The organism is Gemmata palustris, from assembly GCF_017939745.1.
Taxonomy (GTDB): Bacteria; Planctomycetota; Planctomycetia; order Gemmatales; family Gemmataceae; genus Gemmata; species Gemmata palustris.
Genome location: NZ_JAGKQQ010000002.1, coordinates 481910 through 503915, shown reverse-complemented (window position 1 = coordinate 503915; position 22006 = coordinate 481910). Strand labels below are relative to the sequence as shown.

General features: G+C 64.5%; 21 protein-coding genes. 16 read left to right on the top strand and 5 right to left on the bottom strand.

The genetic code is table 11. The annotated features are described in order from the left end of the window. Positions 1-54: 54 nt before the first annotated feature. From J8F10_RS36495 to J8F10_RS36480, 4 genes are all read left to right on the top strand, one after another. A complete protein-coding gene (locus J8F10_RS36495) occupies positions 55-354 on the top strand; it encodes a hypothetical protein (RefSeq protein ID WP_210663102.1) in 300 nt (99 codons plus the stop codon). 256 nt (positions 355-610) lie between these two features. Continuing rightward, positions 611-856 (top strand): hypothetical protein, encoded by a 246-nt coding sequence (locus tag J8F10_RS36490; protein WP_210663100.1) that lies wholly within the window; start codon positions 611-613, stop codon positions 854-856. A 665-nt stretch (positions 857-1521) separates the two neighbouring features. Continuing rightward, complete coding sequence (locus J8F10_RS36485; protein WP_210663098.1) at positions 1522-2019, top strand: hypothetical protein; 498 nt, start codon at positions 1522-1524, stop codon at positions 2017-2019. A 142-nt stretch (positions 2020-2161) separates the two neighbouring features. Then, positions 2162-2488, top strand: a complete 327-nt coding sequence (locus J8F10_RS36480) for a DUF6869 domain-containing protein (protein WP_210663096.1) — start codon at positions 2162-2164, stop codon at positions 2486-2488. 203 nt (positions 2489-2691) lie between these two features. On the opposite strand, the gene J8F10_RS36475 is transcribed toward J8F10_RS36480, so the two are convergent. Further along, on the bottom strand, positions 2692-3777 hold the full coding sequence (locus tag J8F10_RS36475) for a hypothetical protein (RefSeq protein WP_210663094.1): 1086 nt from the start codon (positions 3775-3777) through the stop codon (positions 2692-2694). 141 nt (positions 3778-3918) lie between these two features. On the opposite strand from J8F10_RS36475, the gene J8F10_RS36470 reads away from it, so the two are divergent. Both J8F10_RS36470 and hemG read left to right on the top strand, forming a co-directional pair. Further along, entirely contained in the window at positions 3919-4389 is a 471-nt protein-coding gene (locus tag J8F10_RS36470; protein ID WP_210663091.1) for a hypothetical protein, read from the top strand. Positions 4390-4392: 3 nt separating this feature from the next. Beyond that, the gene (gene hemG, locus J8F10_RS36465; RefSeq protein WP_210663089.1) at positions 4393-5796 is read left to right on the top strand and encodes a protoporphyrinogen oxidase; all 1404 of its coding nucleotides are present in this window, start codon (positions 4393-4395) and stop codon (positions 5794-5796) included. Positions 5797-5841: 45 nt separating this feature from the next. Here the strand turns inward: hemG and J8F10_RS36460 are convergent, their stop codons facing one another. Further along, positions 5842-6843 carry a hypothetical protein gene (locus J8F10_RS36460; protein WP_210663087.1) on the bottom strand — a complete coding sequence of 334 codons (1002 nt, stop codon included), beginning with the start codon at positions 6841-6843 and terminating at the stop codon, positions 5842-5844. Between the two features lie 165 nt (positions 6844-7008). Between J8F10_RS36460 and J8F10_RS36455 the strand changes: the two genes are divergently transcribed. Both J8F10_RS36455 and J8F10_RS36450 read left to right on the top strand, forming a co-directional pair. Next, complete coding sequence (locus J8F10_RS36455; RefSeq protein ID WP_210663085.1) at positions 7009-9159, top strand: DUF1549 and DUF1553 domain-containing protein; 2151 nt, start codon at positions 7009-7011, stop codon at positions 9157-9159. Positions 9160-9166: 7 nt separating this feature from the next. Then, on the top strand, positions 9167-10588 hold the full coding sequence (locus J8F10_RS36450; protein ID WP_315854260.1) for a DUF1501 domain-containing protein: 1422 nt from the start codon (positions 9167-9169) through the stop codon (positions 10586-10588). Between the two features lie 15 nt (positions 10589-10603). On the opposite strand, the gene J8F10_RS36445 is transcribed toward J8F10_RS36450, so the two are convergent. Beyond that, entirely contained in the window at positions 10604-11017 is a 414-nt protein-coding gene (locus tag J8F10_RS36445; RefSeq protein ID WP_210663083.1) for a hypothetical protein, read from the bottom strand. A gap of 204 nt (positions 11018-11221) precedes the next feature. On the opposite strand from J8F10_RS36445, the gene J8F10_RS36440 reads away from it, so the two are divergent. Further along, positions 11222-11692: a DinB family protein gene (locus J8F10_RS36440; RefSeq protein WP_210663081.1), complete on the top strand. Its 471-nt coding sequence runs from the start codon at positions 11222-11224 to the stop codon at positions 11690-11692. Between the two features lie 47 nt (positions 11693-11739). On the opposite strand, the gene J8F10_RS36435 is transcribed toward J8F10_RS36440, so the two are convergent. After that, complete coding sequence (locus J8F10_RS36435; protein ID WP_210663079.1) at positions 11740-12051, bottom strand: hypothetical protein; 312 nt, start codon at positions 12049-12051, stop codon at positions 11740-11742. 273 nt (positions 12052-12324) lie between these two features. On the opposite strand from J8F10_RS36435, the gene J8F10_RS36430 reads away from it, so the two are divergent. Both J8F10_RS36430 and J8F10_RS36425 read left to right on the top strand, forming a co-directional pair. After that, positions 12325-14511 carry a PSD1 and planctomycete cytochrome C domain-containing protein gene (locus J8F10_RS36430; protein WP_210663076.1) on the top strand — a complete coding sequence of 729 codons (2187 nt, stop codon included), beginning with the start codon at positions 12325-12327 and terminating at the stop codon, positions 14509-14511. Between the two features lie 114 nt (positions 14512-14625). Beyond that, positions 14626-16068, top strand: a complete 1443-nt coding sequence (locus J8F10_RS36425) for a DUF1501 domain-containing protein (protein WP_210663073.1) — start codon at positions 14626-14628, stop codon at positions 16066-16068. 22 nt (positions 16069-16090) lie between these two features. On the opposite strand, the gene J8F10_RS36420 is transcribed toward J8F10_RS36425, so the two are convergent. Continuing rightward, the gene (locus tag J8F10_RS36420) at positions 16091-16504 is read right to left on the bottom strand and encodes a hypothetical protein (protein WP_210663071.1); all 414 of its coding nucleotides are present in this window, start codon (positions 16502-16504) and stop codon (positions 16091-16093) included. Between the two features lie 1312 nt (positions 16505-17816). Between J8F10_RS36420 and J8F10_RS36415 the strand changes: the two genes are divergently transcribed. From J8F10_RS36415 to J8F10_RS36395, 5 genes are read left to right on the top strand one after another with little or no spacing between them, the layout of a single operon-like run. After that, positions 17817-18569 carry an SDR family oxidoreductase gene (locus J8F10_RS36415; protein WP_210663069.1) on the top strand — a complete coding sequence of 251 codons (753 nt, stop codon included), beginning with the start codon at positions 17817-17819 and terminating at the stop codon, positions 18567-18569. Then, positions 18562-20016, top strand: coding sequence for an aldehyde dehydrogenase (locus tag J8F10_RS36410; protein ID WP_210663068.1), 1455 nt, complete (start codon positions 18562-18564; stop codon positions 20014-20016). Before J8F10_RS36415 ends, J8F10_RS36410 begins: the two co-directional genes overlap by 8 nt. Before the next feature lie 3 nt (positions 20017-20019). After that, the gene (locus J8F10_RS36405; protein WP_210663066.1) at positions 20020-20445 is read left to right on the top strand and encodes a RidA family protein; all 426 of its coding nucleotides are present in this window, start codon (positions 20020-20022) and stop codon (positions 20443-20445) included. Between the two features lie 18 nt (positions 20446-20463). Then, entirely contained in the window at positions 20464-20985 is a 522-nt protein-coding gene (locus J8F10_RS36400) for a 3-hydroxyanthranilate 3,4-dioxygenase (protein ID WP_210663064.1), read from the top strand. Further along, a complete protein-coding gene (locus tag J8F10_RS36395) occupies positions 20985-21995 on the top strand; it encodes an amidohydrolase family protein (protein WP_246524870.1) in 1011 nt (336 codons plus the stop codon). Before J8F10_RS36400 ends, J8F10_RS36395 begins: the two co-directional genes overlap by 1 nt. The last annotated feature ends 11 nt before the right edge of the window (positions 21996-22006 follow it).

Below are 22006 nucleotides of genomic sequence, written 5' to 3'. Positions count from 1 at the left end.
CGGCTCCCGCGACCGGTCAGCCGTATGTTAGGCCGTCCCGGAGGGCGCTGTGGCGTGTGGCGTTTCGCGTTCACGGTGGGCGATAGTTTCACGGTGCGGAGGCTCGGGCTGATCCTCTTCCCGAGCGTCGGTCAGCTCGATCACGGGCTGCGCATCGGCGACACGCTGGAACTGCGGCGGCCAGATGAGAGCGCCCGCCGGACGACGGTCGTGTGCCTCAACCCTGTGCATGCCAACCCGACGCCGTTCTGGGCGTTGGTGCTACCGGACTGGCAGCCGTTGGACGCGCCGGTCGGGACACAAGTCTGGGTCGCAGAGGCCGAACCCGCCGCGGCGCCGGACCCGGCTACGTGATTGGTTTGGTGTTGCTCGCCGCGCATCGCTGTAGCCGGTTGCGATCCCGGCCCGGCCGGTGAGCGTGGTCGTTCGGCGAAGGAGGCCGTCGGTGGGGTATCGGTTTACTGGGTTCTTCGCACAACCGCGAGTCGATCGACCTGCCAAGCTCCCCATCGGAGCGGTTTGGCGGGAAATATCCGCACCGTTCACGGGTGTCGGGATCAGCCTGCCCGGACACACTGGCAAACAGCCAGGTCCAGACGAGGTGCGGCGGTTGCTCGCCGAGGCTGGGCTGGGCGATACGACCAACTGGCTGTTCATTGACTACTCGACCTGGGGCGGCCGCATCGACTGCGTGTACGGGCTGGGATCGTCGGCTGGGCGGGCATTTGGCCCGGTGGACGAGTCGGGTCGTGATACGGTGGAACCGACCTACCTGGAGTTGATGAGCGCGTTCGGAGTGGCATCGGCCGACGCTCTCAATTTTCCGCCATTCGTCCGCGGTTTTTGGGGTGAATAGCCCACCGCTGAACCGGGTACTGCACCGGACCCAGCCACGTAGTTTTTCAGCACCAGTTGCCGTATGTGCGGCTGGTGAGCTTGGTCGTTCGGCTCCGCGAGGGATCTTTCGTTGATCGACGTGCGTCATCTCCGACAGCTTACTCCCGAGTCCTGCTTGCGGTGCGGGGCCTCGGATTTCGACCGCTTTGAACCGGGGCACATGAGCGGGGGGCGCGGACCGGGCATGAACTGGTTGGTGCGGTGTCGTGGTTGTAGCGTGCTGTGGAAGGCGTTGGCCCTGATTGATGCGGTGCTGGCGGGCGCGCCGTTGGATTGGTTCAGTGTCGAATCCGATCCCCGCACGGTTCCTCGGGTCGAGGAACAGCAGCCACCCGCGCCTCGTTGCCCTGGGTGCCGGGCCAAATTGACCTTCGGCGAGGAATCCGAGTGCTCGCATTGCGGCTGGTTGAAGTACCCGACCGCCGCACGTGAGCAGTGGGGGCGAGTCGGGAGCTGTCCCCACTGCGGATTCGCCTATCGTTGGGATGGCACCACATGCTCCCATTGTGGACATCCGGGAGGGGCCAAACCGAGCGCTGCACCTGATCCGGCCGCGTGTAGGCGCCCCTGACCACCGCGCCAAGGCGCGGTGTGGGTGATCTGTGTCGTTCGGGGATAAGGCCGATGAGTTTAAGTTACTTCTACGTCAACCGCGATAAGGAGCAGTTTTTCCGCTGTGGCCTCGACGGCCTGAATAACCGTTTCAATAGGGTTGGTACCGAGCCTGGTTCGCGGGCTCTGGCGATTCTCCTTTCCGAGCACGGTACTTGGCAGGGTGACCGCATCGCTGTCGTCAGCGACAGCTCCGAAGAGTTCGAGGAACTGGTGATCCGCGGCATCGACATCGGGGTGGAAGTCCAACTCATGCTCATGAAGTTCGATGGCTTGGGGTGGGTTGAGGAATGCCTCGACGTATCGATCTCAATGTTCCAGCGGATGTGTTGTTACGCACTCCTATTGAGGCACGCGGACGTAACCGTGATGTTGGACCGGAAGTACGGTCCCGGGAAGTGGCAGAAGCGCTACGAGAAGCACCTACAGGGCAACACCGATCTCCAGTCGCAGAGGGTCGTTGATGCGAAGAACAGGGCACTTGATCTCTTGAGGCGGCGAGAAGACTGAACGGTTCGAGCCGCCCGTGTCGCGCCGGAGCAGGCGCAGCACCTGACCGGCGGGGCATGATCTGATTCTCACCGCTCCCTACTTAATGTGCCGCGCGGGGTTGCGCGGCCGGGCCGGTGAGCTGTATGCTCGGCGAGGCGTCATGGAACCAGCGGTCGAAGAATTGGTCGCGGCATGGTTCGCGGGCGACCACTGCCTGTTCGAGGCATGCACCGAGCAACCTGAACATGCCTGGGGCGCCGTCCTCGCGCTTCTCCAACATGAACTGTCGCCCGACGATCTGGCCCTGCTCGCGGCGGGGCCGTTGGAAACGCTCCTCGGCTCGCACGGTGCCGCCTTCATCGGGCGCGTGGAGGATCGGGGGGCGAGCGATCCGCGGTTCAATCACTTGCTCGGTGGGGTGTGGCAGGGCGGGATGCCGGACGCGGTTTGGCAGCGGGTCCGGGCCGCGCGCAAAGAGGCCTGGTAAGGGCGTCTGCCGGAGCCCGCCGCTGCAACAGACCGGGGTAAATTGCATGGCTTCAGGACCGTGGCGCGGTGTGCGCGGCCGGTGAGCTTGGTGTTCGGCGGTGGAGGGCGAGTTCCCGTGCGGTCAATCGGCACATATCGGTTCAGCCCCGACGTCCGAACGGCCCAGGAACGGGCGCCGGGCACATGGTATTCGGAACCCCTTCAATACATTCCCGTCTTCAGCCGCCCGCGCATATAATCGGGTGCGAGGGGCTGGAACAGCGCCCCGCCGAGCCAACCGCCGAGCAGCGCGAGGAACAGCACCCCGCCGACCGCGGCGCCGACCGCGGCGGGGTCCGTTGGCGCGAGTTCGCTGAGCGATAATTGTCCCAACCAGTAATTCACGGGGCTCAGCGCTTCCCCGTGCAGGGCCGTCGCACCGAGTACGCCGACCGCACCGAACACGCCGGCAACGAGCCCGTGCCGGAGCCCCGCGCCGGTGGTCGCCCCGGCGATCGCCCCGCCCGTCAGTACGCCGAGCACCGCGAACTGCCAGGTGATGAACTGCGCCTGTCCCACGCTCCCGACCTTCAGCATCCCGTCGGAATACTTCTGCATCCCCTGGCGCACCTGGTCGGACGCCGCGATCGCGATCACCATCAGCACCGCACCGATCAAAACGCGCCCCCAGGCCGTCGGGCGCCCGGTCGCCGCGCGCGGGTCCGGAGTGAAGCACAACGAGCTGAGTTTGTGCGCTGGGGGGATCGGCATGTCGATCACGGGCACTGCGCCCCACACGCGCGCAGCGAACACCCCCGCGATCCCGCCCACGGCGACCAGTACCAGCGGTTGGATGTACAGCACGAGGTCGCGAAACGGCGCGCCGGCCACGAGTTCGGACGCGAGGAACAGCCCGCCGCACACCCCGCCGACGGTCGCGCCGAACACGAACCCGCCGACCCGACCGGCCGCGGCGAGCACGGCCCCGAACACGACCGCCACGACCTGCGCGCCGCACACGGTGGCGAGGCCCTCGAACGAGGTCCACCACGAATCCGGTTCCGGGTGCGCGGCGAGGACCGCGCCCATCGCGAGCTTCCGCAAACCGAGGTACAACCCCAGCGCGAACACCGCGCCCACAATGACCCGGCCGAACGGCGTCGGCTCGGGCGGCGGGGGCGCGGGCGCCTTGAAGTGGGGCGACTCTACGGTGGCCGCTTCGTGCGGGAGCAGCAGCAATCCCTCGCACCGCGGGCACCGCTGCGTTCCCGCGAACGCGGTTTGGCAGGCGGGGCAAAATAATTGCATGGCTGCGGTTCCGGTTGCCAAAAAGGGTCCGTTTTGAGCTTAGAACGCAATTCGGTCGCGTGCCCGGAGACTCTTTCCAAGTTCGCAACTTGGAGTTCGGTACAATACCGCGGGTGTTTTGCCCCACGGGAGGTTCCGCCAATGCGCCCGCTCGCCGTTGCTCTGCTGGTCGCGCTCGCCGTGCCGGTATCGGCCGCCGACAAGGACGAAGAGAACGTGAAGGACGTGTCCCTCGCTTTCCTGAAAGCCGTCAAAGCCAAGGATCTCGACGCCGTGCTCAAGACGGTAGACGTGCCGTTCATCCTCGACGGGAAAGCCGAACCGATCACCAAGTCCGAAGAACTGAAGGACGCCCTCAAGCCGTTCCTGGAAAAAGTGGAGCCGGAGAGGGTGCCGACCGAACTCGGCACGCTCCTCGATAGCACCGCGTTCCGCAAGAAATTTGAAGACCGGGGCTTGAACAAGGAGCGGGAAAAACAACTCGCGGACATTGAAACGGTTCTCGGTAAAACCGGTTACGTCGTGATGATCGTGCGGGACGGGAAGGAACGCGGGGGACTTCTGGTCCGCATCAAGGACGGCCGAGCGAAGGTCGTCGGGGTACCGAAATAACTCATGCCGCACGTTATCGTCGTGGGCGGGGGGCTGACCGGGCTAACGGTCGCCTTCCGGCTCAAGCAGTTCGCCCCGGGTACGGCGGTCACGGTTCTGGAACCGCGTGACCGGCCCGGCGGGAACATCGTCACGGAAGACCACCGCGGGTTCCGCGTCGAGTGCGGGCCGAACGGGTTCCTGGACCGCACCCCCGCGATCCCGAACCTCGTGCGCGATTTGGGGCTCTCGGACCGGCTCGTCGCGGCCAGCGACGGGAGCCGCAAGAACCGCTACGTCTTCGTCGGGAACAAGCTCCACAAGCTCCCGAGCGGCCCCCTCGGGTTGCTCACCACGCCCCTTCTCTCGCGCCGCGGTAAGTGGCAACTGCTCACCGAACCGTGGCGAAAAGCCCCGCCCCCGGGCACGGAAGAATCGGTCCAGGAGTTCGCCACGCGGCGCGCGGGCAAAGAAGCCGCGGACGTGTTCGCCGACGCGCTCGTGACCGGCATTCACGGCGGCGACCCCGCGATGCTCAGTGTGGCCGCGGCGTTCCCCCGGTTGCCCGTGATGGAGCGCGAAGCGGGCAGCGTGGTCCGCGGGTTCATGCGCGCCGCGAAGAAGCGGAAGCGCGACGCGAAGGCGCGCGGCGAACCCGTGCCCGGCCCGATGAAGATGTGGTCGTTCCGCGAGGGCCTGGGCGTGCTCGTCGACGGCCTGTGCGAGACCCTCGGCGATTCCGTGCGGTGCGGGGTCGAGGTTCAGACCGTCACCGAGACCGCGAGCGTGGCGCCGTGGCAGGTCTACGATCAGACCGGGTACTCGTGGTCCGCGGACGCGGTCGTACTGGCGTGCCCGGCCTACGAACAGGCCGTGATCCTCGCGGACTTGGACCCGGCACTGGCAGATGAAGTGGGCGCGATCCCGTACAACCGCATCGCGGTGGTGGCACTGGGCTACCGCGCCGAGCATTGCCCCGGTGAACACGACGGGTTCGGCTATATCGCGCCACAAAATACCCGGCGCGACGTGCTCGGCGTGCAGTGGTGTTCGAGCATCTTCCCGGACCGCGCGCCGCAGGGGTTCGTGTTGTGGCGCGCACTGTGCGGCGGGGTCCACCGCGCCGAACAAGTAGAGTGGGACGACGAGCGCCTGGCGCGGGCCGTCCACGACGAGATCCGGCGCGCAATGGGCGTGACCGGTGAGCCGGTGTTTCAGCGCATCGTGCGGTGGCCGAACGCGATCCCCCAGTACGTCATCGGCCACCTCGACCGCGTGGCCCGAATCGACGCGCTGGCCGCGAAGCACGCCGGCCTGTTCCTGACCGGTAACGCTTATCGCGGCGTCGCAATGGCCGACTGCGTGGAGCAAGCCGAAGCTACCGCGGTCCGCGTCGCGCTGCACTTACAGCAAGGGGCGAATCAGTAACCGAGCTTCGCGGGTACGGGATCGGCGGTGTTGGGGAATGAATAGTCAGTTCCCGTCACCGACGCCCCAGCGGAACGCCATCGCGTCGAGTTTGTCGATGACTGCCGCGAGCGGGGTTGGTGACGTTCCCAATCCGAGGTCGCGTTCGGCTACCGTGAGCGCGTTGTTGAACGTCGCGGAGCCGGCCGCGTCACCGGTGTGAAACACCAGTCGATCGAGTTTCGCCATTCGTGCCGCCAGGATCTGAAGCAGCGCCATCAGAGTGCGGTGCCCGCCGTAAGCGCCGCACCCCCAGTACCCGGTGTGGATCACCACCTCTGGCGATGCGGACAGCCGGGCCGATTCGATGCGCGTGGCCACAAAGCCCGTGTACGCGGTGCGCAGGATGTACTCGATTTCGTTCCGTGCGTAACGCCCGGAGCCGCCGGTCGGGGCTTCCATCGCGAGCACATTTGTGATTGTCGGCGGAACGAGTGGTTCGGTCGCGCGGGCGATCGCGTCGGGTTTCGCGCGGGTGAAATTGTTGCCGTACAGCCCGACCGGGCGGCCGAGCGAGGCGTCCGGGTTAATCGCCACGCGGCACCGGCGCTCGACTCCCGCAACGAGCGCCGGAGTGGGCGTTCCGTCTTTGACCGTCAGCGGTTCGAGGTCTGATTTCAACAGCGATTCGCGAAGTGAGCCCAGCGCCGGGTGCTCCGTCACCTGCATTTCATCCTGCGCGAATAGTGCTCCGCTGTATGCGCAGAACAGATCGTAGTGAGAGAAGTTCAGGTACCACTCCACGCGCGCCGCGCCGGCGGGTACGGGTTCGTAGCCGAAGTAATCCTCGCGCGACTCAATGGCGATTGCGTTTTGGGGCACCTCCGTTGGGAGTTCGAGCGCGGACCAGCGCGAGAACGTGATGCGCCCGGAATGAACCGAGTCGAGCGGGCACGAGATGCCGTACACAATTTTCTTGTTCGGGTGGTAGAACCGCGGTGGGAACTCCGCGACGAGCGCGGCCGTATCGAACTCCCGGCGGCAAATCGGTTCGGGTATTTCGGACATGAGCGCCCCGCGAAGTAAGGAGAGCGAACCCTTCGTTGGTGTATTCGTGCGCGGTCCCGAAGGTAAAAATCGCACCCGACAAACAGACGGCGCGTGCTTGTGACGCGGTTCGCGGTGCGGGTATACTTTCTTCAACCCGCCCGCTCTCCCTCCCGGCGCTCAACGATGCGAACCGCTGCCGCACTGTTGATCTTCGTCGCGCTCGCGCCGTGTCAGGCGGACGAGCCGCAAAACCACTGGGCCTGGAAGAAACCCGAGCGCCCGAAGGTGCCCGCCGTTGAAGGGCACTCGTTCGCGAACCCCATCGACGCTTTCATTCGCGCGAAGTTGGTCGCTGCGAAACTGTCGCCCGCGCCGACCGCGACACGCGAGCAACTCATCCGGCGCGTCACGTTCGACCTCCACGGTCTGCCACCGACGCCCGAAGAAATTGATGCGTTCGTCAACGACAAGGCCCCCGATGCGTGGGCCAAGGTGGTCGATCGCTTGCTCGCGAGTTCCAGATACGGCGAGCGCTGGGGCCGGCACTGGCTCGATTTGGCGCGCTATGCGGACACCAACGGCTACGAGTTCGATGAACCGCGCCCGGATGCGTGGCGGTACCGCGACTACGTCATCAAATCGTTCAACGACGACAAGCCCTTCGACCGGTTCATCATCGAGCAACTCGCGGGGGATGAGGCCTTCCCCAACAACCCTGAAGCACTCGTCGCGACCGGCTTCAACTTGCTCGGCCCGGACATGACCGACTCCGCGGACCAGGCCCAACGGCGCCTGAACACCCTGACCGACATGACCGATACCGCGGCCCTGGCATTTCTGGGGCTCACGGTCACCTGCGCGCGGTGCCACGATCACAAGTTCGAACCGATCTCGCAGAAGGACTACTTCCGGCTGCAAGCGTTCTTCACGCCCGCGAATTTCCGCAAAGACGTTCCCGTTGCGACTTCAGCAGAAGCTAAAGCCCGCGCGATCGCGCTTCGCAACTACGAAGAGCTGACAAAAGACTTGCGCAAGCAGGTCGCGGCAATCGAAGAGCCGCACCGCAAGCGGATGTTCGAGGAGCGGCTCGCCAAACTCTCGCCCGATGCTCAGGCCGCCCACCGCACCGCGCCGACCAAGCGCACCGGCGGGCAGATCGAACTCGTTGCAGAAACGGAAGCGAAAGTTCGCGTCACGGACGCCGAGGTCGCGAAAGCGCTGACCCCCGCCGAGAAGACACTGGCCGAGGAACTAAAAGCCAAACTGAAAGCGTTCGAAAGCAAGAAGCCGCCCGCGCCGCCGGTTGCGATGGGGCTGATCGACAAACCGGGTCCACCGCCGAAAACCTTCCTGCTCGAACGCGGCGAACTTGGCAAGAAGGGCGTCGAGGTCGAGCCCGGTTTCCCCGCGATCCTGTTACCCGAGAACAAGGAGGCACCCGCTGCGGTGAAGGCGCTCCCGAGCAGCACCGGGCGCAGGCTCGCGCTCGCGAACTGGGTCGCCAGCGCGGACAACCCGCTGACGGCCCGGGTCATCGTGAACCGCCTCTGGCAACATCACTTCGGGAGAGGCATCGTTGGTACCGCGAGCGACTTCGGCGTTCGCGGGCAGAAGCCGACGCACCCGGAGTTACTCGATTGGCTCGCGTGCGAACTAGCGGGTTCCGACCACAAGGCCGGCGACGATTCCCGCTCCTGGTCGCTCAAACGCATGCACCGACTGATGCTCTTGTCGGAGACATATCAGCAGTCCACGCAGGCGAGCACCGACGCCGCGGCCGTCGACCCGGACAACAAGCTTTTCGCACGCGCGAACCGGTTGCGGCTCGAAGGCGAGGCGGTTCGCGATTCGCTCCTCGCGGTCGGCGGGCGCCTCAACCCGAAAATGGACGGTCCCGGCGTCGTGTTGCCAGAAGCGTCGCGCGCTGCGGGTGGTTCGCGCGCGGTCGCGGTCACGGCCGACTCCGCAGAGCACACCCGCCGGAGCGTGTACCTCTTCTCAAGGCGCAACCTCAAACTCGCGTTCCTCGAAGCGTTCGACCTGCCCGACAGTAACCTGAGTTGCCCGAAGCGCGAGCGCAGCACCACCGCAACGCAAGCTCTGGCGCTGCTGAACGCCGAAGAAACGATGATTGCGGCGAAGGCACTCGCCGACCGCCTCACGCACGAAGCAAAGACCGAAGACGCCCGCGTCGCGCTCGCCTACCGACTCACGCTCGGTCGCGCGCCGTCCGCGAAGGAAATGGACCGCGCAAAAGTGTTCCTGAAGGAGTCGCCGTTGAGCGAGTTGTGCCGCGCGCTGTTTAACGTGAACGAATTCGTCTATTTGGATTGAGGTTGCCGTGCCCCCACTCGCTTATTCTCCGGATCGCCGAGCCTTCCTCCGCAACGCGGGATGCGGGTTCGGTGCCCTCGCGCTCGCGGCGATGCTCGGCGAGGACGGGTTGCTCGCGGACGACAAGCCGGTCGACCCGCTCGCGCCGAAGAAACCGCACTTCGAGCCGAGCGCGAAGCGCGTCATCTTCCTGTTCATGTCGGGCGGCCCATCGCACGTGGACACGTTCGACCCGAAGCCCGAACTCACGCAGCTCCACGGCCAAAAACTCCCGGAATCGTTCGGTCCGGTGAAAACGCGACGCGGTGTTGACAAGAACAAGTTGCTCGCCTCGACCCGCACGTTCAAGAAGCACGGCAAGAGCGGTATCGAGGTGTCCGACTGGTTCCCGCACATCGCGGAGCGCGTCGATGACATTTGTCTGCTGCGCGGGTGCCACGGCGACAGCGTCACGCACCCCGAGTCCGTGTACCTGATGAACACCGGGTCGATCCTGATGGGGCGGCCCAGTCTCGGTGCCTGGGTCAGTTACGGGCTGGGCACCGAGAACCGGAACATGCCCGCGTTCGTGGTGCTGCCCGACCCGGGCGGGTGGCCAAAGGGTGGCGCGCCCGCGTGGGGTAATGGTTACATCCCGGCTGCGTACCAGGGCACGGTCGTGAAGGGCGGACAGGCACCGATCGAACACCTCGCGACTCCGCCCGGCGTGAGCGCCACTCAGCAGCGCCGGACGCTCGATTTCATCGCTGAAAGTAACCGGGAGTTCGGCGCGAGTCGCGCAGCGGACTCGGAACTATCGGCACGAATCGCGGCTTACGAACTCGCGTACCGGATGCAGGCCCACGCACCAGACGTCGTCGATCTCACGAAGGAAACGGAAGAGACGAAGACGCTCTACGGCCTCGACCGCAAGGAAACGGCCGAGTTCGGCACGCGGTGCCTGCTCGCGCGCCGAATGATCGAGCGCGGGGTGCGGTTCGTGCAACTTTACAGCGGCGATACGAACGGCTGGGACGCGCACTCCGACTTGGAGAAGAACCACGGCACGCTCTGTCTTCAGAGCGACAAGCCGATCGCGGGCCTGCTAACGGACCTGAAGCGCCGCGGGTTACTAAAAGACACGCTCGTGGTGTGGGGCGGGGAGTTCGGGCGCACCCCGATGACCGAAGGCACGAACGGGCGCGACCACAACCCGCACGGGTTCTCCATGTGGCTCGCTGGCGGTGGCGTGAAGGGCGGTCAAGCGCTCGGGGCCACGGACGCGATCGGGCTGCGTGCGGCCGAAGACAAAACGCACGTCCACGACGTTCACGCGACGATCTTGCACCTGCTCGGGTTCAACCACCTGAAGCTCACGTTCCGGCACAACGGTCGCAACGAGCGCCTCACCGACAACGCCGGCGAGGTGATCGACAAGGCCATCGCGTAGCCGGGCCCCGAGCGATTATTTGGCGTCGTTCGCGAACTCGGTCCGCTCCTCTTTCCGTGCGGCCGGCGCCGGGGGCGGAACTCCCACTCCGATCTGTACCGTTGGAGCACTCGTCGCCGTGATCGGTACACCTCGCGCTTCCCAGGTGACTTCGCGCGAGAAGGGGTTGGAATTCTTGATGCGGAAGTGGTCGGGCTTCTGCTCGATCACGGAGCAATCGTTGAAGGTGCTCTCTGTGGTGAGGTTCGGGGGCGACACGAACGGCACCGGGTAGTACACCTCCAGCACGTCGCCCGGCGGGACCACCGCTTTCCCGCGCTGGTGCGTCGCGCCTTCGGTCGGCACGTGCGTGGTGGACGTGATCTGGCACCCCGCCCCGGCGAGCAGAGCAAGGCCCGCGAGCCACACACTGTACAAAGCTCCTCGCATGGCTCACCCGTGGGCTTGGGTCCGGCGCGGTGGGTCTGTCGTCAATTCGGTGGGCCGGAAATAGCGATGGCCGGGCGAAAATGCAAGTTCGCACAGCCCAGCGCGAACCCGCTGGGTTGTGCGGCAGTCTGAACCGGGTATCATCACGCGGCAAACGCGCACCACTGTCGTTGAGGCGCGCCGAAACTCCGAACGGGAACCACAATGGATCGTGCCCTTATTGATGCGTATGAATCCGCGCCGGCAACGCTCCGCGTCGCGGTGAGCGGGCTGACCCGCGAGGAGCTAACCGCTCGCCCCGGACCGGGCGCGTGGTCGATTATGGAAGTAGTCAGTCACATCGCGGACAGTGACGCGATCAGCATCGACCGGATGAAACGGATCGTCATTGAGGACAACCCGCCGCTCCTCTATGCCGACGAAACCGCTTACGTCGAGCGCCTTTTCCCGCACGATCAAGACCTGGAGGACGCGCTCACGCTGCTCGAGGTGGGGCGCAGACAATGGGCACGGGTGCTCCGACGCTTGCCGGATTCGGCGTTCGCGCGAGCGGGACTGCACAACCGGCGCGGGACCGTCACGCTCGGTACGCTCGTCGGTGACTACGTCGCCCACATCGACGATCACCTCAAGTTCATTCACGGCAAGCGGGCCAACCTCGGCAAACCCGTGTAACCACGCGCGGCAACTGGTCGCTCCGACCGGAGCGAAGGGAATCACCCTCAGCGCGGCGCCCGGTCGCGGTAGACCCGGCAGGGCGCGTGCTCGGGAAGGTTCTGTCGGTAGTGGTACTCGGCTCGTTTCAGGAGCGTCTCATCAGTTTGGTTCGGACCGTGTCGGATCTCGTTCCGCACGGCGGGGAGCGCGTCCGCGAGCGAGCAACCGATGCGCGACGCGAGCCGGCGCGTGAGTTGTTCCTCGCGCTCGTTCGCGAACGTCACTGCACGACCCCCGCGCGCCACCGCGAGCCGGACGACGCCCAGTGCGGCGGCCACGCTCAGCATGACGACCACCGCAACCCATTCGTCTGGCATTTTGGTGCCCCGCCATCGTGGAGGAAAACAGCCACATCGTACCCGCTCTTTGAGGCGCTCCAACGCACAAATTTCGCGAACCGTCAGAACGTTGTGTTGGGCTCACCTGGGCAGGCTTCGAGTTTCTAAAATCGGTTTACTAAAAATACTTTACAAAAGGCGGCGCACCATTTACTCTGTTGGCTCACGCCACCCACGATGGGACGTTTGATCGCTGGTCGGGAAACCGAACCGGGGTATCATGAGCGTCCCTCACTCTCCGGTGCCGACCTCATGCGGCTGCTCGCCATCATCTCGTCCGCCCTCCTCGTTCCCGCCACGAGTTCCGCCGCCGCGCCCGACTTCGATAAGGACGTGGTCGCGGTCCTGGGGGCGCGGTGCCTCGATTGCCACTCCGGGGCCGACCCGAAGGGCGGGCTGGACCTCACGCGCAAGGACGCCGTCCTCGGTAAGAGCGGGTCCGTCACGCCGGGCAAGCCCGATGCGAGCGAATTGTGGAAGCGGGTCGCGTCCGACGAGATGCCGCCCAAAAAGCCGTTGTCCGCGCAGGAAAAAGCGGTGCTGAAGGAGTGGATCGCGAGCGGCGCGAAGTGGGGAACCGATCCCATCGACCCGTTCGCCGCGAGCACGGCGAACCGCGCCGGGCGCGACTGGTGGAGCCTCCGGCCCGTCACGCGCCCGAAGGTTCCCGACGCGCCGGGTGCCAAAACCCCAGTTCCCAACACCATCGACCGCTTCGTTCTCGCGAAACTCCGTGACAACGGGATGTCACTTGCCCCGCCCGCGGACCGGCGCGCGCTCATCCGCCGCGCGTATTTCGACCTGCTCGGCATTCCACCGACTTACGAGGAGACCGAAGCGTTCGCGAACGACAAGGCGCCGAACGCATACGAACGACTGATCGACAAACTGCTCGCGAGCGAGCACTACGGCGAGCGCTGGGGTCGGTACTGGCTCGACGTCGCGCGGTTCGCGGAGACGTGCGGGTACGAGCGCGACCAGGTGAAACCGGACGTGTGGAAGTACCGCGACTGGGTCATTAAGGCGTTCAACACCGACATGCCTTACGATCGCTTCGTGCAAGAGCAACTCGCAGGGGACGAGTTGCCGAACGCCAACGCGAACACCACCGTCGCGACCGGCTTCATCCGGCTCGGCACCTGGAACGACGAGCCGAACGACCCGAACGAGTACAAGTACGACCGGCTCGAAGACATGGTGGGCGCGACGAGCACCGCGTTTCTCGGGATGACGGTGAAGTGTGCCCGGTGCCACGACCACAAGTTCGATGCGATCCGCCAGACCGATTACTACCGTATGGCGGGCGTGTTCTGGGCGGGGTTCATTGAACCGGGACCGCGCGAGCACCTCGGCGGACCGGACGCAAAGGCCCTCGGGCATAACGGCGTGTTCGGCTGGACCGATCGCGGTAAAGATGTCCCGCCGATCAAGCTCTTGAAGAAGGGCGATCCGAACCGCCCCGGCGCGGTCGTCGAACCGGGCCACCTGTCGATGATCGCGGCACTCGACAAGCCGCTCACAGTTCCGCCCGCGGGCGCAAGCACAACCACCCGCCGGCTCCAACTCGCACAGTGGATCACGAACCCCCAAAACCCGCTCACCGCGCGCGTCTGGGTGAACCGCGTGTGGCAGTACCACTTCGGGCAGGGGCTGGTGCGCACGCCGGATAACTTCGGCTTCACCGGTGACAAGCCGACGCACTCCGAACTGCTCGACTGGCTCGCGAGCGAGTTCGTTCAAGGGGGCTACACGACAAAACGGCTCCACCGGCTCATCATGCTCTCGGACACCTACCGCCAATCTTCCATTCACCCGAAGCAGGACGAGTACGCGCGCCGCGATGCGGGGAATAAATTCTGGTGGCACGCGGAGCGCCGGCGGCTCGATGCGGAAGCGCTACGCGACACGCTCCTCTTCGCGGGCGGCAATCTGAAGTTGGACAAGATCGGCGGGCCGAGTTTCGCGCCCGAGATCCCGCCGGACGCACTGGAAGGGCTCTCCATGAAGGGCAACGCATGGAAGGCGTCACCGGCAGCGGAGCAGGGGCGGCGCAGCGTGTACATCTTCGCGAAGCGCGGGCTGTTACCGCCGTTACTGACCACGTTCGACCTCCCGGACACGACGCTCCCGAGCTGCCAGCGCGACGTGACGACCGTACCCACGCAGTCGCTCGCGCTGCTCAACAACCCGTTCGTTCACGAACAAAGTGCGGCGCTCGCGAAACGGATCGGCATCAAGAAAGAATCCAAAGAACAAGTGATTTGTGTCTGGCGCAGCGCACTCGGGCGCGACCCACGCGACGCGGAGGTGGCCGCTGCGCTCGTACACCTGGAGAAGCAGGCGAAGACGTTCGCGAGCCGCCCGGACCCGGCCCTCGATGCACTCGCCTCGCTGTGCCACGTGCTGCTGAATACCAACGAATTCATGTACGTTGATTGATTCGCGCTGCCATGTCCGGGCGCCCGCGGGCGCCCGCATTGAAGCGCGACGAAATATCTTGCGACACACACGAATGAGCTTGTGCGGGTGTCTCACTCGCCCCTGGAGACAGATATGTCCAACCTCTTCCCCTGTGGTCTAACGCGGCGCGAACTCATTTGGGAAATGGGCGGCGGGTTCGCCGGAGTCGCGCTCGCGGGGATGCTCGCGTCCGAATCGTGTGCGTCGGACATGTCCGCCAGCGCCGGCTCGCCACTCGCGCCCAAGAAACCGCACTTCCCAACGAAGGTGAAGAGCTGCATCTTCCTCATGATGAACGGCGGGCCGTCGCAGGTCGATACCTTCGACCCGAAGCCGGAACTGGAGAAGTACGCGGGCAAGGAGATCCCGAAGGACAAGAAGTTCATCAACTCCGGCGGGCGGAAGATCGGGTACCTGACGCCCGCGTTCCGCAAGTTCCGACCGGGCGGCAAGAGTGGGCTGCCCGTCTCGGACTACTTCCCCAAGGTGCGCGAGCACGCGGACAAGCTCGCGGTGATTCGCTCGTGCCACACGGACAGCCACGCGCACGGCTCGGCGCTGGTGATGATGAACACGGGGAAGACGTTCATCGGTCGGCCTTCGCTCGGGAGTTGGGCGGTGTACGGCCTCGGCACCGCGAACCAGGACTTGCCCGGCTACGTGGTGCTGATGGACAAGCGCGGCGGGCCGATTAGCGGGCAGCCGAACTGGTCGAGCGGGTTCATTTCGGCCGCGTACTCGGGCACGCTGTTCCGGCCCTCGGGCGACCCCATTCTCGACCTGCGCGGTCCCGCGCATCTCACAAAAGACGTGCAGAAGGAACAGCTCGACCTGCTCGCACAACTCAACCAGCAGCACATGGACGCTCGCCCCGGCGGGCGCGAACTGGCCGCACGTGCCGCGAGCTACGAGTTGGCCTACCGGATGCAGTCGGCGACCCCGGACGCGGTCGACCTCACGAAAGAGTCGGCGAAAACGCTGGAGATGTACGGGGTGGGCCAAAAGCCCACCGACGAGTTCGGGCGGAACTGCATCATCGCGCGCCGATTGGTGGAACGCGGGGTGCGGTTCGTGCAACTCTACAGCGGCGGCGGGCACCTCGAAGACACGTGGGACGCGCACGCGGGCATCGAATCGAATCACGGTAAGCACGCGGCCGAGGTCGATCAGCCGATCGCCGCACTGCTCGCCGACCTCCAATCGCGCGGCCTGCTCGATCAGACACTGATCGTGTGGGGCGGTGAATTCGGGCGGATGCCGTTCAGCGAGGGGAAGAACGAACCGGGCCGCAACCACAACCCCTACGGGTTCTCGATGTGGCTCGCGGGCGGGGGCGTGAAGGGCGGCACCGCCTACGGTGCGACCGACGACCTCGGCTTCGAGGCGGTCGAGAAGAAGGTCCACATTCACGACCTGCACGCGACCATCCTTCACCTGATGGGCCTCGACCACGAAAAGCTGACGTACTTCCACCAGGGCCGCCACGAGCGCCTGACCGATGTGTACGGCAACGTGGTGAAGGACATTATTGCGTAGGCTCTGCGAGCGCGGGTAGGGATTATTCCTCTTCGAGAGAATTGCGGACAATGTAAGCGAGGTAGGCAACAAGAGATGAATCCGGATCTGATGCTAATTTCCGGAAATAACTGGACAGTTCCTCTGAAGACTTGATGTGCTGCTCCGCCGTCTGCTCAAGACTAGCATGTCGGGCGATCGGATAGCCGGCTCCAGTCACCGTGAAGCTCGTCAGTTTTCGGAGTTGTTGCCCCGTTGTAACAACGCAGAGGTCGTACCCTGTTGCGGTGCCATCTTTCGCGATTGGAAACAGCCGTAAGGTCGCTTTTCCTCCTGTCACTGCTTCGACCGCCTTAGCTGCTTCGACTACGGTGGCATGCAAATCGCGGTTGGCCTGATCGAACTTTACATTCGCGCCTTTCAAGGAAGCGCGCAGGAGTTCTTCAAGCGTCGGCATAATTCAGCTTGTTGGAAAGATGATGCGCCCGGTCAGGGGCAAGTGATCGGAAAGGCCACTCGCGATGCCGTTGACCCAACTGAACGCCTCTGGTTTTCCGCCGCTTCCGAGGCAACCCGGCAACGGCGTGATCCCGAAAGAACTTTCCTCCAGGTAAGGTGCGTTCCCACTGAAAACCGGCACTTGGTCGGATGTGTGCCGGGCGCGATCATTACCGCAACTGAGGCATTAGTCGGCGCGAAGTTAGTCAAGGCCCACAATCCTATCCAACCCGAGCGCAACTACTAACTCTCCTGAAAGTGGGACTATTTGCCCTGCGGTGAGATCAAAGGAGGCACGTCCACCTCCGAGCAGCCACCACCTCCCTTTGAGCGGAACGGCATCGGCTTCAAACCAATGTACCCACCAAGTACAGTCCGTTTTCCGCGTTACAATCCCGTACCGCTTACCCGGTTGCCAGCGGACATAAGCGTCCCAGTTCACGTTCGGGTTATTGGGCTGTTGGCGACTCCAAGTGCATATCGCGGGGTGCATGGTGAACGGGATCGAGAGTTCGTTGGCCGGTGACCAGTCCATATTGAGGACGGCCCCACCAGATTCCGCAGCCACACTGAGGAACTCGGTGCCGGGGGGAATATTAGTCACGTCCACTCGCACCCGCCAAGGCGGCGAGAAAAAGCGGCAGATCCCAATCGCAGCACCAACAACGACTGTGAGCAGAAGTGCCCATAGGACAGCCCGCTTGTGGTGGAAGTGGGTAGGGCCGTGCAGCTTCGCTAGCATGATTTGTCACAAATGTTAATGTTAGTTAGTAAATAATTGTCGGATATATGACGCGGAATGCAATCGCATTCACTGTACTTTCCGCAGACGATTCGTAAGCAGGGAATAACCGAAGTTGTAACGCTTCTGCCGCAGTCGATGTGATCTCGCCCAGTCCCAAGATGTCCGGGTCGTGCGTGTTGATGAGGTGCCGCAGGGCCGTATCGACTCGCGCGCGATTAGCGTCATATTCGGCCTGCTCAAGCGGCCACCGATCTTCACCGGCTCGGTTCGTGTCGAAGTGCGCGAAGCTATACACGTTCCACCACGCGAATCGGACCGAAGGGAGGGCAGCAGGCAACATGGGCACCGACCGAGCCGAGTAATGAGCGCAACCGGGACGAAGATACCACGGCGAAATTGGAATACCAGTCGCTAAACTGCGTAGAAGCAAATTCAGGTTGCCGCAGGCGCATCGCTCCCGACTCTCTACCGCGCGCCGTGTAGGATGTCAGTAAGCAACGCCATTGGTTCTCGGGCACTTCATCTCATGAACGACCTCGCTGGCAAGAAGGCACTGGTGTGCGGCGGATCGCAGGGCATCGGCCTCGCGGCGGCGCGCGAACTCGCGGCACGCGGAGCGGATGTAACTGTGCTCGCGCGATCCGAGCCAACGAGCGAAGACACGTTCGCGTTTCTGCGCGCGGACCTGCAACAAATCGAAGACCTGATTCCCGCACTGGAGAGGCAGTTACAATCCGCGCCGGCGTTCAGCATTCTCGTGAACAATAGTGGCGGTCCGCCTCCCGGTCCCATTGTGGACGCGACACCCGAACAGTTCCTCACGGCGTTCAAGCAACAGGTTCTCGCCGCGCACTTACTCGCGCAATGGACGTTGCCCGCAATGAAGGCGCAGGGGTACGGCCGCATCATCAACGTCGTCTCCACGAGCGTCCGCGAGCCGATCGAGGGATTGGGCGTGTCGAACACGATCCGCGGCGCGACCGCGTCGTGGGCGAAAACGCTGTCGCGCGAGGTCGGCAAGTTCGGCGTTACGGTGAACAACGTGCTCCCCGGCGCCACGCGGACCGGGCGCCTGGAGGCGATCATCAAGCGGAAGTCGGGTGCGAGCGGCACCCCCCAGGAAGAAGTCGAAGCCAAAATGCGCGCGGAGATCCCGGCCGGCCGGTTCGCCGAGCCGAGCGAGATCGGGGCCGTGATCGCGTTCCTCGCGTCGCCTGCGGCGGGGTACATTTCCGGCGTGAGTGTTCCGGTTGACGGCGGGAGGTTGCACTGTGTCTGAGCGCGAGCGCCTGCAGAACTACATCGATGGGCGGTTCGTCGCGCCGGTGCGCGGTGAGTACCTGCCCGTCTACGAACCCGCGACCGGGCACCAGTTCGCTGAGGTCGCGTCGTCCGATCGGGCGGACGTGGACGCCGCGTGCATCGCGGCCGAGCGCGCGGCCCGCGGGTGGCGCGAGACGCCGGTCGAGAAGCGCGCGGCGATCCTCGACGCGATCGCGAACAAACTGGAAGCACAACTCGACCGCTTCGCCAGCGCGGAATCGAAGGACAACGGCAAGCCGGTGTCACTAGCGCGGGCCGTGGACATCCCGCGCGCGGTGTCGAACTTCCGGTTCTTCGCGGGGGCGATTCAGCACTTCGCGAGCGAGTGCCACCCGACGTCCGCCGACGTGCTGAACTACACGCTCCGCACCCCGCTCGGCGTGGTGGGGTGCATTTCGCCGTGGAACCTTCCGCTGTATCTGTTCACGTGGAAGATTGCTCCCGCACTCGCGGCCGGCAACTGCGTGGTCGCGAAGCCGAGCGAAATCACGCCCGTTACCGCCACAATGTTCGCGGAGTTGTGCGGCGAGGCGGGATTACCGCCGGGCGTGCTGAACCTCGTTCACGGCACCGGTCCCGAGGTGGGTGAAGCGATCTGCGCGCACCCGACCACCAAGGCCATTTCGTTCACCGGGGGAACGAAGACCGGCGCGCGGATCGCCTCCGTCGCAGCGCCCCTGTTCAAGAAGCTCTCGCTCGAACTCGGCGGGAAGAACCCGGTCCTCGTTTTTGATGATTGCGCGTTCGACGAAATGCTCGCGACCACGCTGCGCTCGTCCTTCAGCAACCAGGGTGAAATCTGCCTGTGCGGGTCGCGCATCTTCGTGCAGGACGCGATCTACGAGCGCTTCAAAACGGAGTTCGTGGCCCGGGCGAAGAAGCTCCGCGTCAGCGACCCGCTGGAGCCAACGACCGAACAGGGTGCGCTCGTTTCCGAACAGCACCACGCGAAGGTGCGCAGCTACCTCGACCTGGCGCGCAAAGAGGGCGGTACGATCCTCTGTGGCGGCGAAGTGATCTCTCCCCCAGGTCGATGTGCGAACGGCTGGTTCCTGTCGCCCGCAGTGATCGAGGGGTTGCCACACAATTGCCGCACGAGCCAGGAAGAGATCTTCGGCCCGGTCGCGTCGCTGTACCGCTTCAAGACCGAAGACGAGGCGGTCGCGCTCGCGAACGACACGCCCTACGGCCTCGCGTCCGTGGTATGGACGCGCTCGCTGGACCGCGCCCACCGCGTCGCCGGGAATCTGCACGCGGGGATCACCTGGGTGAATTGCTGGATGGTTCGTGATTTGAGAACGCCCTTCGGTGGGGTAAAACAGTCGGGCGTCGGGCGCGAGGGCGGGTGGGAAGCGCTCCGCTTCTTCACCGAGCCGAAGAACGTGTGTCTCAAATTGTCGTGAAGCATGAACCCCACTCAGCGCAAGATCGTTTCGGAGCGCGCGGCGGAGCCGGTCGGCGCGTACCCGCACGCGCGGCAAGTCGGCAACCTGCTGTTCCTGTCCGGGATCGGGCCGCGTGAGCGCGGGAGCAAGGTGATCCCCGGCGTTAAGATGGACGAAGCGGGAACCGTGCTCGACTACGACATTGTGGAAGAGGCGAAGTCGGTGTTCCGCAACATCCGGTTCATCCTCGAAGATGCGGGAAGTTCGTGGGAGAACATCGTCGATGTGACGGTGTTCCTCACATCCATTGAACGCGACTTCAAGCGATTTAACGAAATCTATCGCGAGCACTTCGGCAGTATCGAACCGTGCCGCACGACAGTCGAGGTCAACCGGTTACCGACGCCCATTCACGTCGAACTCAAGGTCATCGCCACCATCGACTAATTCGCGGGAGAGTGTGACATGCTCCGCACGCCGCTCAACTTCAAGCGCTGGATCAACGAGCACCGCCACCTCTTCAAACCGCCGGTCGGCAACAAGATGGTGTGGGAGGACGCGGACTCCATCATCATGGTGGTCGGGTCGAACACGCGAAAGGATTTCCACGTCAACGAGGGCGAAGAGTTCTTCTATCAGGTCGAGGGCGACATCGTTCTGAAGGTGCAGGATGAGGGAAAGATTGTGGACATCCAGATCCGCGAGGGGGACATCTTCCTGCTCCCGGCGCGCGTGCCGCACTCCCCGCGCCGGCCCGATGGCACGATCGGCCTCGTGATCGAGAAGAAGCGCGAAGCGGACCAGATGGACGGTTTCCAGTGGTACTGCGAGGGGTGCGGGGCCAAATTGCACGAGGAGTTCGCCCACATCACGAACATCGTCACGCAGCTCCCGCCGATCTTCACCCGGTTCTACGGCGACGAAGCCAAGCGCGTTTGCAAGGTTTGCGGGGAACGGTTCACGGACCCGAAGAAGGCCGGCGCGTGATGCTCACCGTCGATATCCACACGCACATTCTGCCGCAACACTTGCCGCGCTGGGCCGACCGGTTCGGCTACGGCGGGTTCGTGGAACTCGCGCACCACCGGCCCGGCTGCGCGCACATGATGGTTGATGGTAAGTTCTTCCGTGAAATCGAGATGAACTGTTGGAGCGCGGAGAAGCGCATCGAAGAGTGCGAGGCGTGCGGCGTCCGCGTGCAGGTGCTCTCTACCGTGCCCGTCATGTTCAGCTACTGGGCCAAGCCCGAGCACGGGTACGAGGTCGCCCGGTTCCTCAACGACGACATCGCGGCGACGGTGCGGAAGTATCCGAAGCGGTTCATCGGGCTCGGCACGCTGCCGCTTCAAGACCCGGCCCTTGCGGTGCGCGAACTGGACCGCTGCGTTCACGAACTCGGCTTCCGCGGGGTGCAGATCGGCTCGAACGTCAACCAGGCGAACCTGAACGCGGCCGAACTCTTCCCCGTCTTCCAGCGCGCGGAGGAACTCGGCGCCGCGGTGTTCGTTCACCCCTGGGAGATGTTCGGCAAAAACGAACTGAACCAATACTGGATGCCGTGGTTGGTGGGAATGCCGGCCGAAACGACGCGGGCGATCGTGTCACTGATCTTCGGCGGCGTGCTGGAGCGGCTCCCGAAACTGCGGATCGCGTTCGCGCACGGCGGCGGGTCGTTCCCCACAACGATCGGGCGCATCGAACAGGGGTTCCGCTGCCGCCCGGACCTGTGCGCGATTCACAACACTGTGAACCCGCGCGAGTACCTGAGCCGCATCGTGGTCGATGCGCTCGTACACGACGCGCGCAGTCTGCAATACCTGATCGACGTCATGGGTTCGGACCGCGTCGCGCTCGGCACGGACTACCCGTTCCCGCTGGGCGAAACGGAACCGGGATCGCTCATCCGCTCCATGAACCTTCCGCGCGACACCGAAGAGAATCTGCTCTTTCGGACCGCGTGCTCGTGGTTGGGGGTGGTACCGGAACAGTTCGAGTAAACCGGGTCGTG

What these genes read in the sequence shown, in the direction of transcription:
- J8F10_RS36485 (WP_210663098.1), top strand. Translation starts at nt 1,522, where the DNA reads ATGAGTTTAAGTTACTTCTACGTCAACCGCGATAAGGAGCAGTTTTTC.
- J8F10_RS36480 (WP_210663096.1), top strand. Translation starts at nt 2,162, where the DNA reads ATGGAACCAGCGGTCGAAGAATTGGTCGCGGCATGGTTCGCGGGCGAC.
- J8F10_RS36475 (WP_210663094.1), bottom strand. Translation starts at nt 3,777, where the DNA reads ATGCAATTATTTTGCCCCGCCTGCCAAACCGCGTTCGCGGGAACGCAG.
- J8F10_RS36470 (WP_210663091.1), top strand. Translation starts at nt 3,919, where the DNA reads ATGCGCCCGCTCGCCGTTGCTCTGCTGGTCGCGCTCGCCGTGCCGGTA.
- hemG (WP_210663089.1), top strand. Translation starts at nt 4,393, where the DNA reads ATGCCGCACGTTATCGTCGTGGGCGGGGGGCTGACCGGGCTAACGGTC.
- J8F10_RS36460 (WP_210663087.1), bottom strand. Translation starts at nt 6,843, where the DNA reads ATGTCCGAAATACCCGAACCGATTTGCCGCCGGGAGTTCGATACGGCC.
- J8F10_RS36455 (WP_210663085.1), top strand. Translation starts at nt 7,009, where the DNA reads ATGCGAACCGCTGCCGCACTGTTGATCTTCGTCGCGCTCGCGCCGTGT.
- J8F10_RS36445 (WP_210663083.1), bottom strand. Translation starts at nt 11,017, where the DNA reads ATGCGAGGAGCTTTGTACAGTGTGTGGCTCGCGGGCCTTGCTCTGCTC.
- J8F10_RS36440 (WP_210663081.1), top strand. Translation starts at nt 11,222, where the DNA reads ATGGATCGTGCCCTTATTGATGCGTATGAATCCGCGCCGGCAACGCTC.
- J8F10_RS36435 (WP_210663079.1), bottom strand. Translation starts at nt 12,051, where the DNA reads ATGCCAGACGAATGGGTTGCGGTGGTCGTCATGCTGAGCGTGGCCGCC.
- J8F10_RS36430 (WP_210663076.1), top strand. Translation starts at nt 12,325, where the DNA reads ATGCGGCTGCTCGCCATCATCTCGTCCGCCCTCCTCGTTCCCGCCACG.
- J8F10_RS36425 (WP_210663073.1), top strand. Translation starts at nt 14,626, where the DNA reads ATGTCCAACCTCTTCCCCTGTGGTCTAACGCGGCGCGAACTCATTTGG.
- J8F10_RS36420 (WP_210663071.1), bottom strand. Translation starts at nt 16,504, where the DNA reads ATGCCGACGCTTGAAGAACTCCTGCGCGCTTCCTTGAAAGGCGCGAAT.
- J8F10_RS36415 (WP_210663069.1), top strand. Translation starts at nt 17,817, where the DNA reads ATGAACGACCTCGCTGGCAAGAAGGCACTGGTGTGCGGCGGATCGCAG.
- J8F10_RS36405 (WP_210663066.1), top strand. Translation starts at nt 20,020, where the DNA reads ATGAACCCCACTCAGCGCAAGATCGTTTCGGAGCGCGCGGCGGAGCCG.
- J8F10_RS36400 (WP_210663064.1), top strand. Translation starts at nt 20,464, where the DNA reads ATGCTCCGCACGCCGCTCAACTTCAAGCGCTGGATCAACGAGCACCGC.
- J8F10_RS36395 (WP_246524870.1), top strand. Translation starts at nt 20,985, where the DNA reads ATGCTCACCGTCGATATCCACACGCACATTCTGCCGCAACACTTGCCG.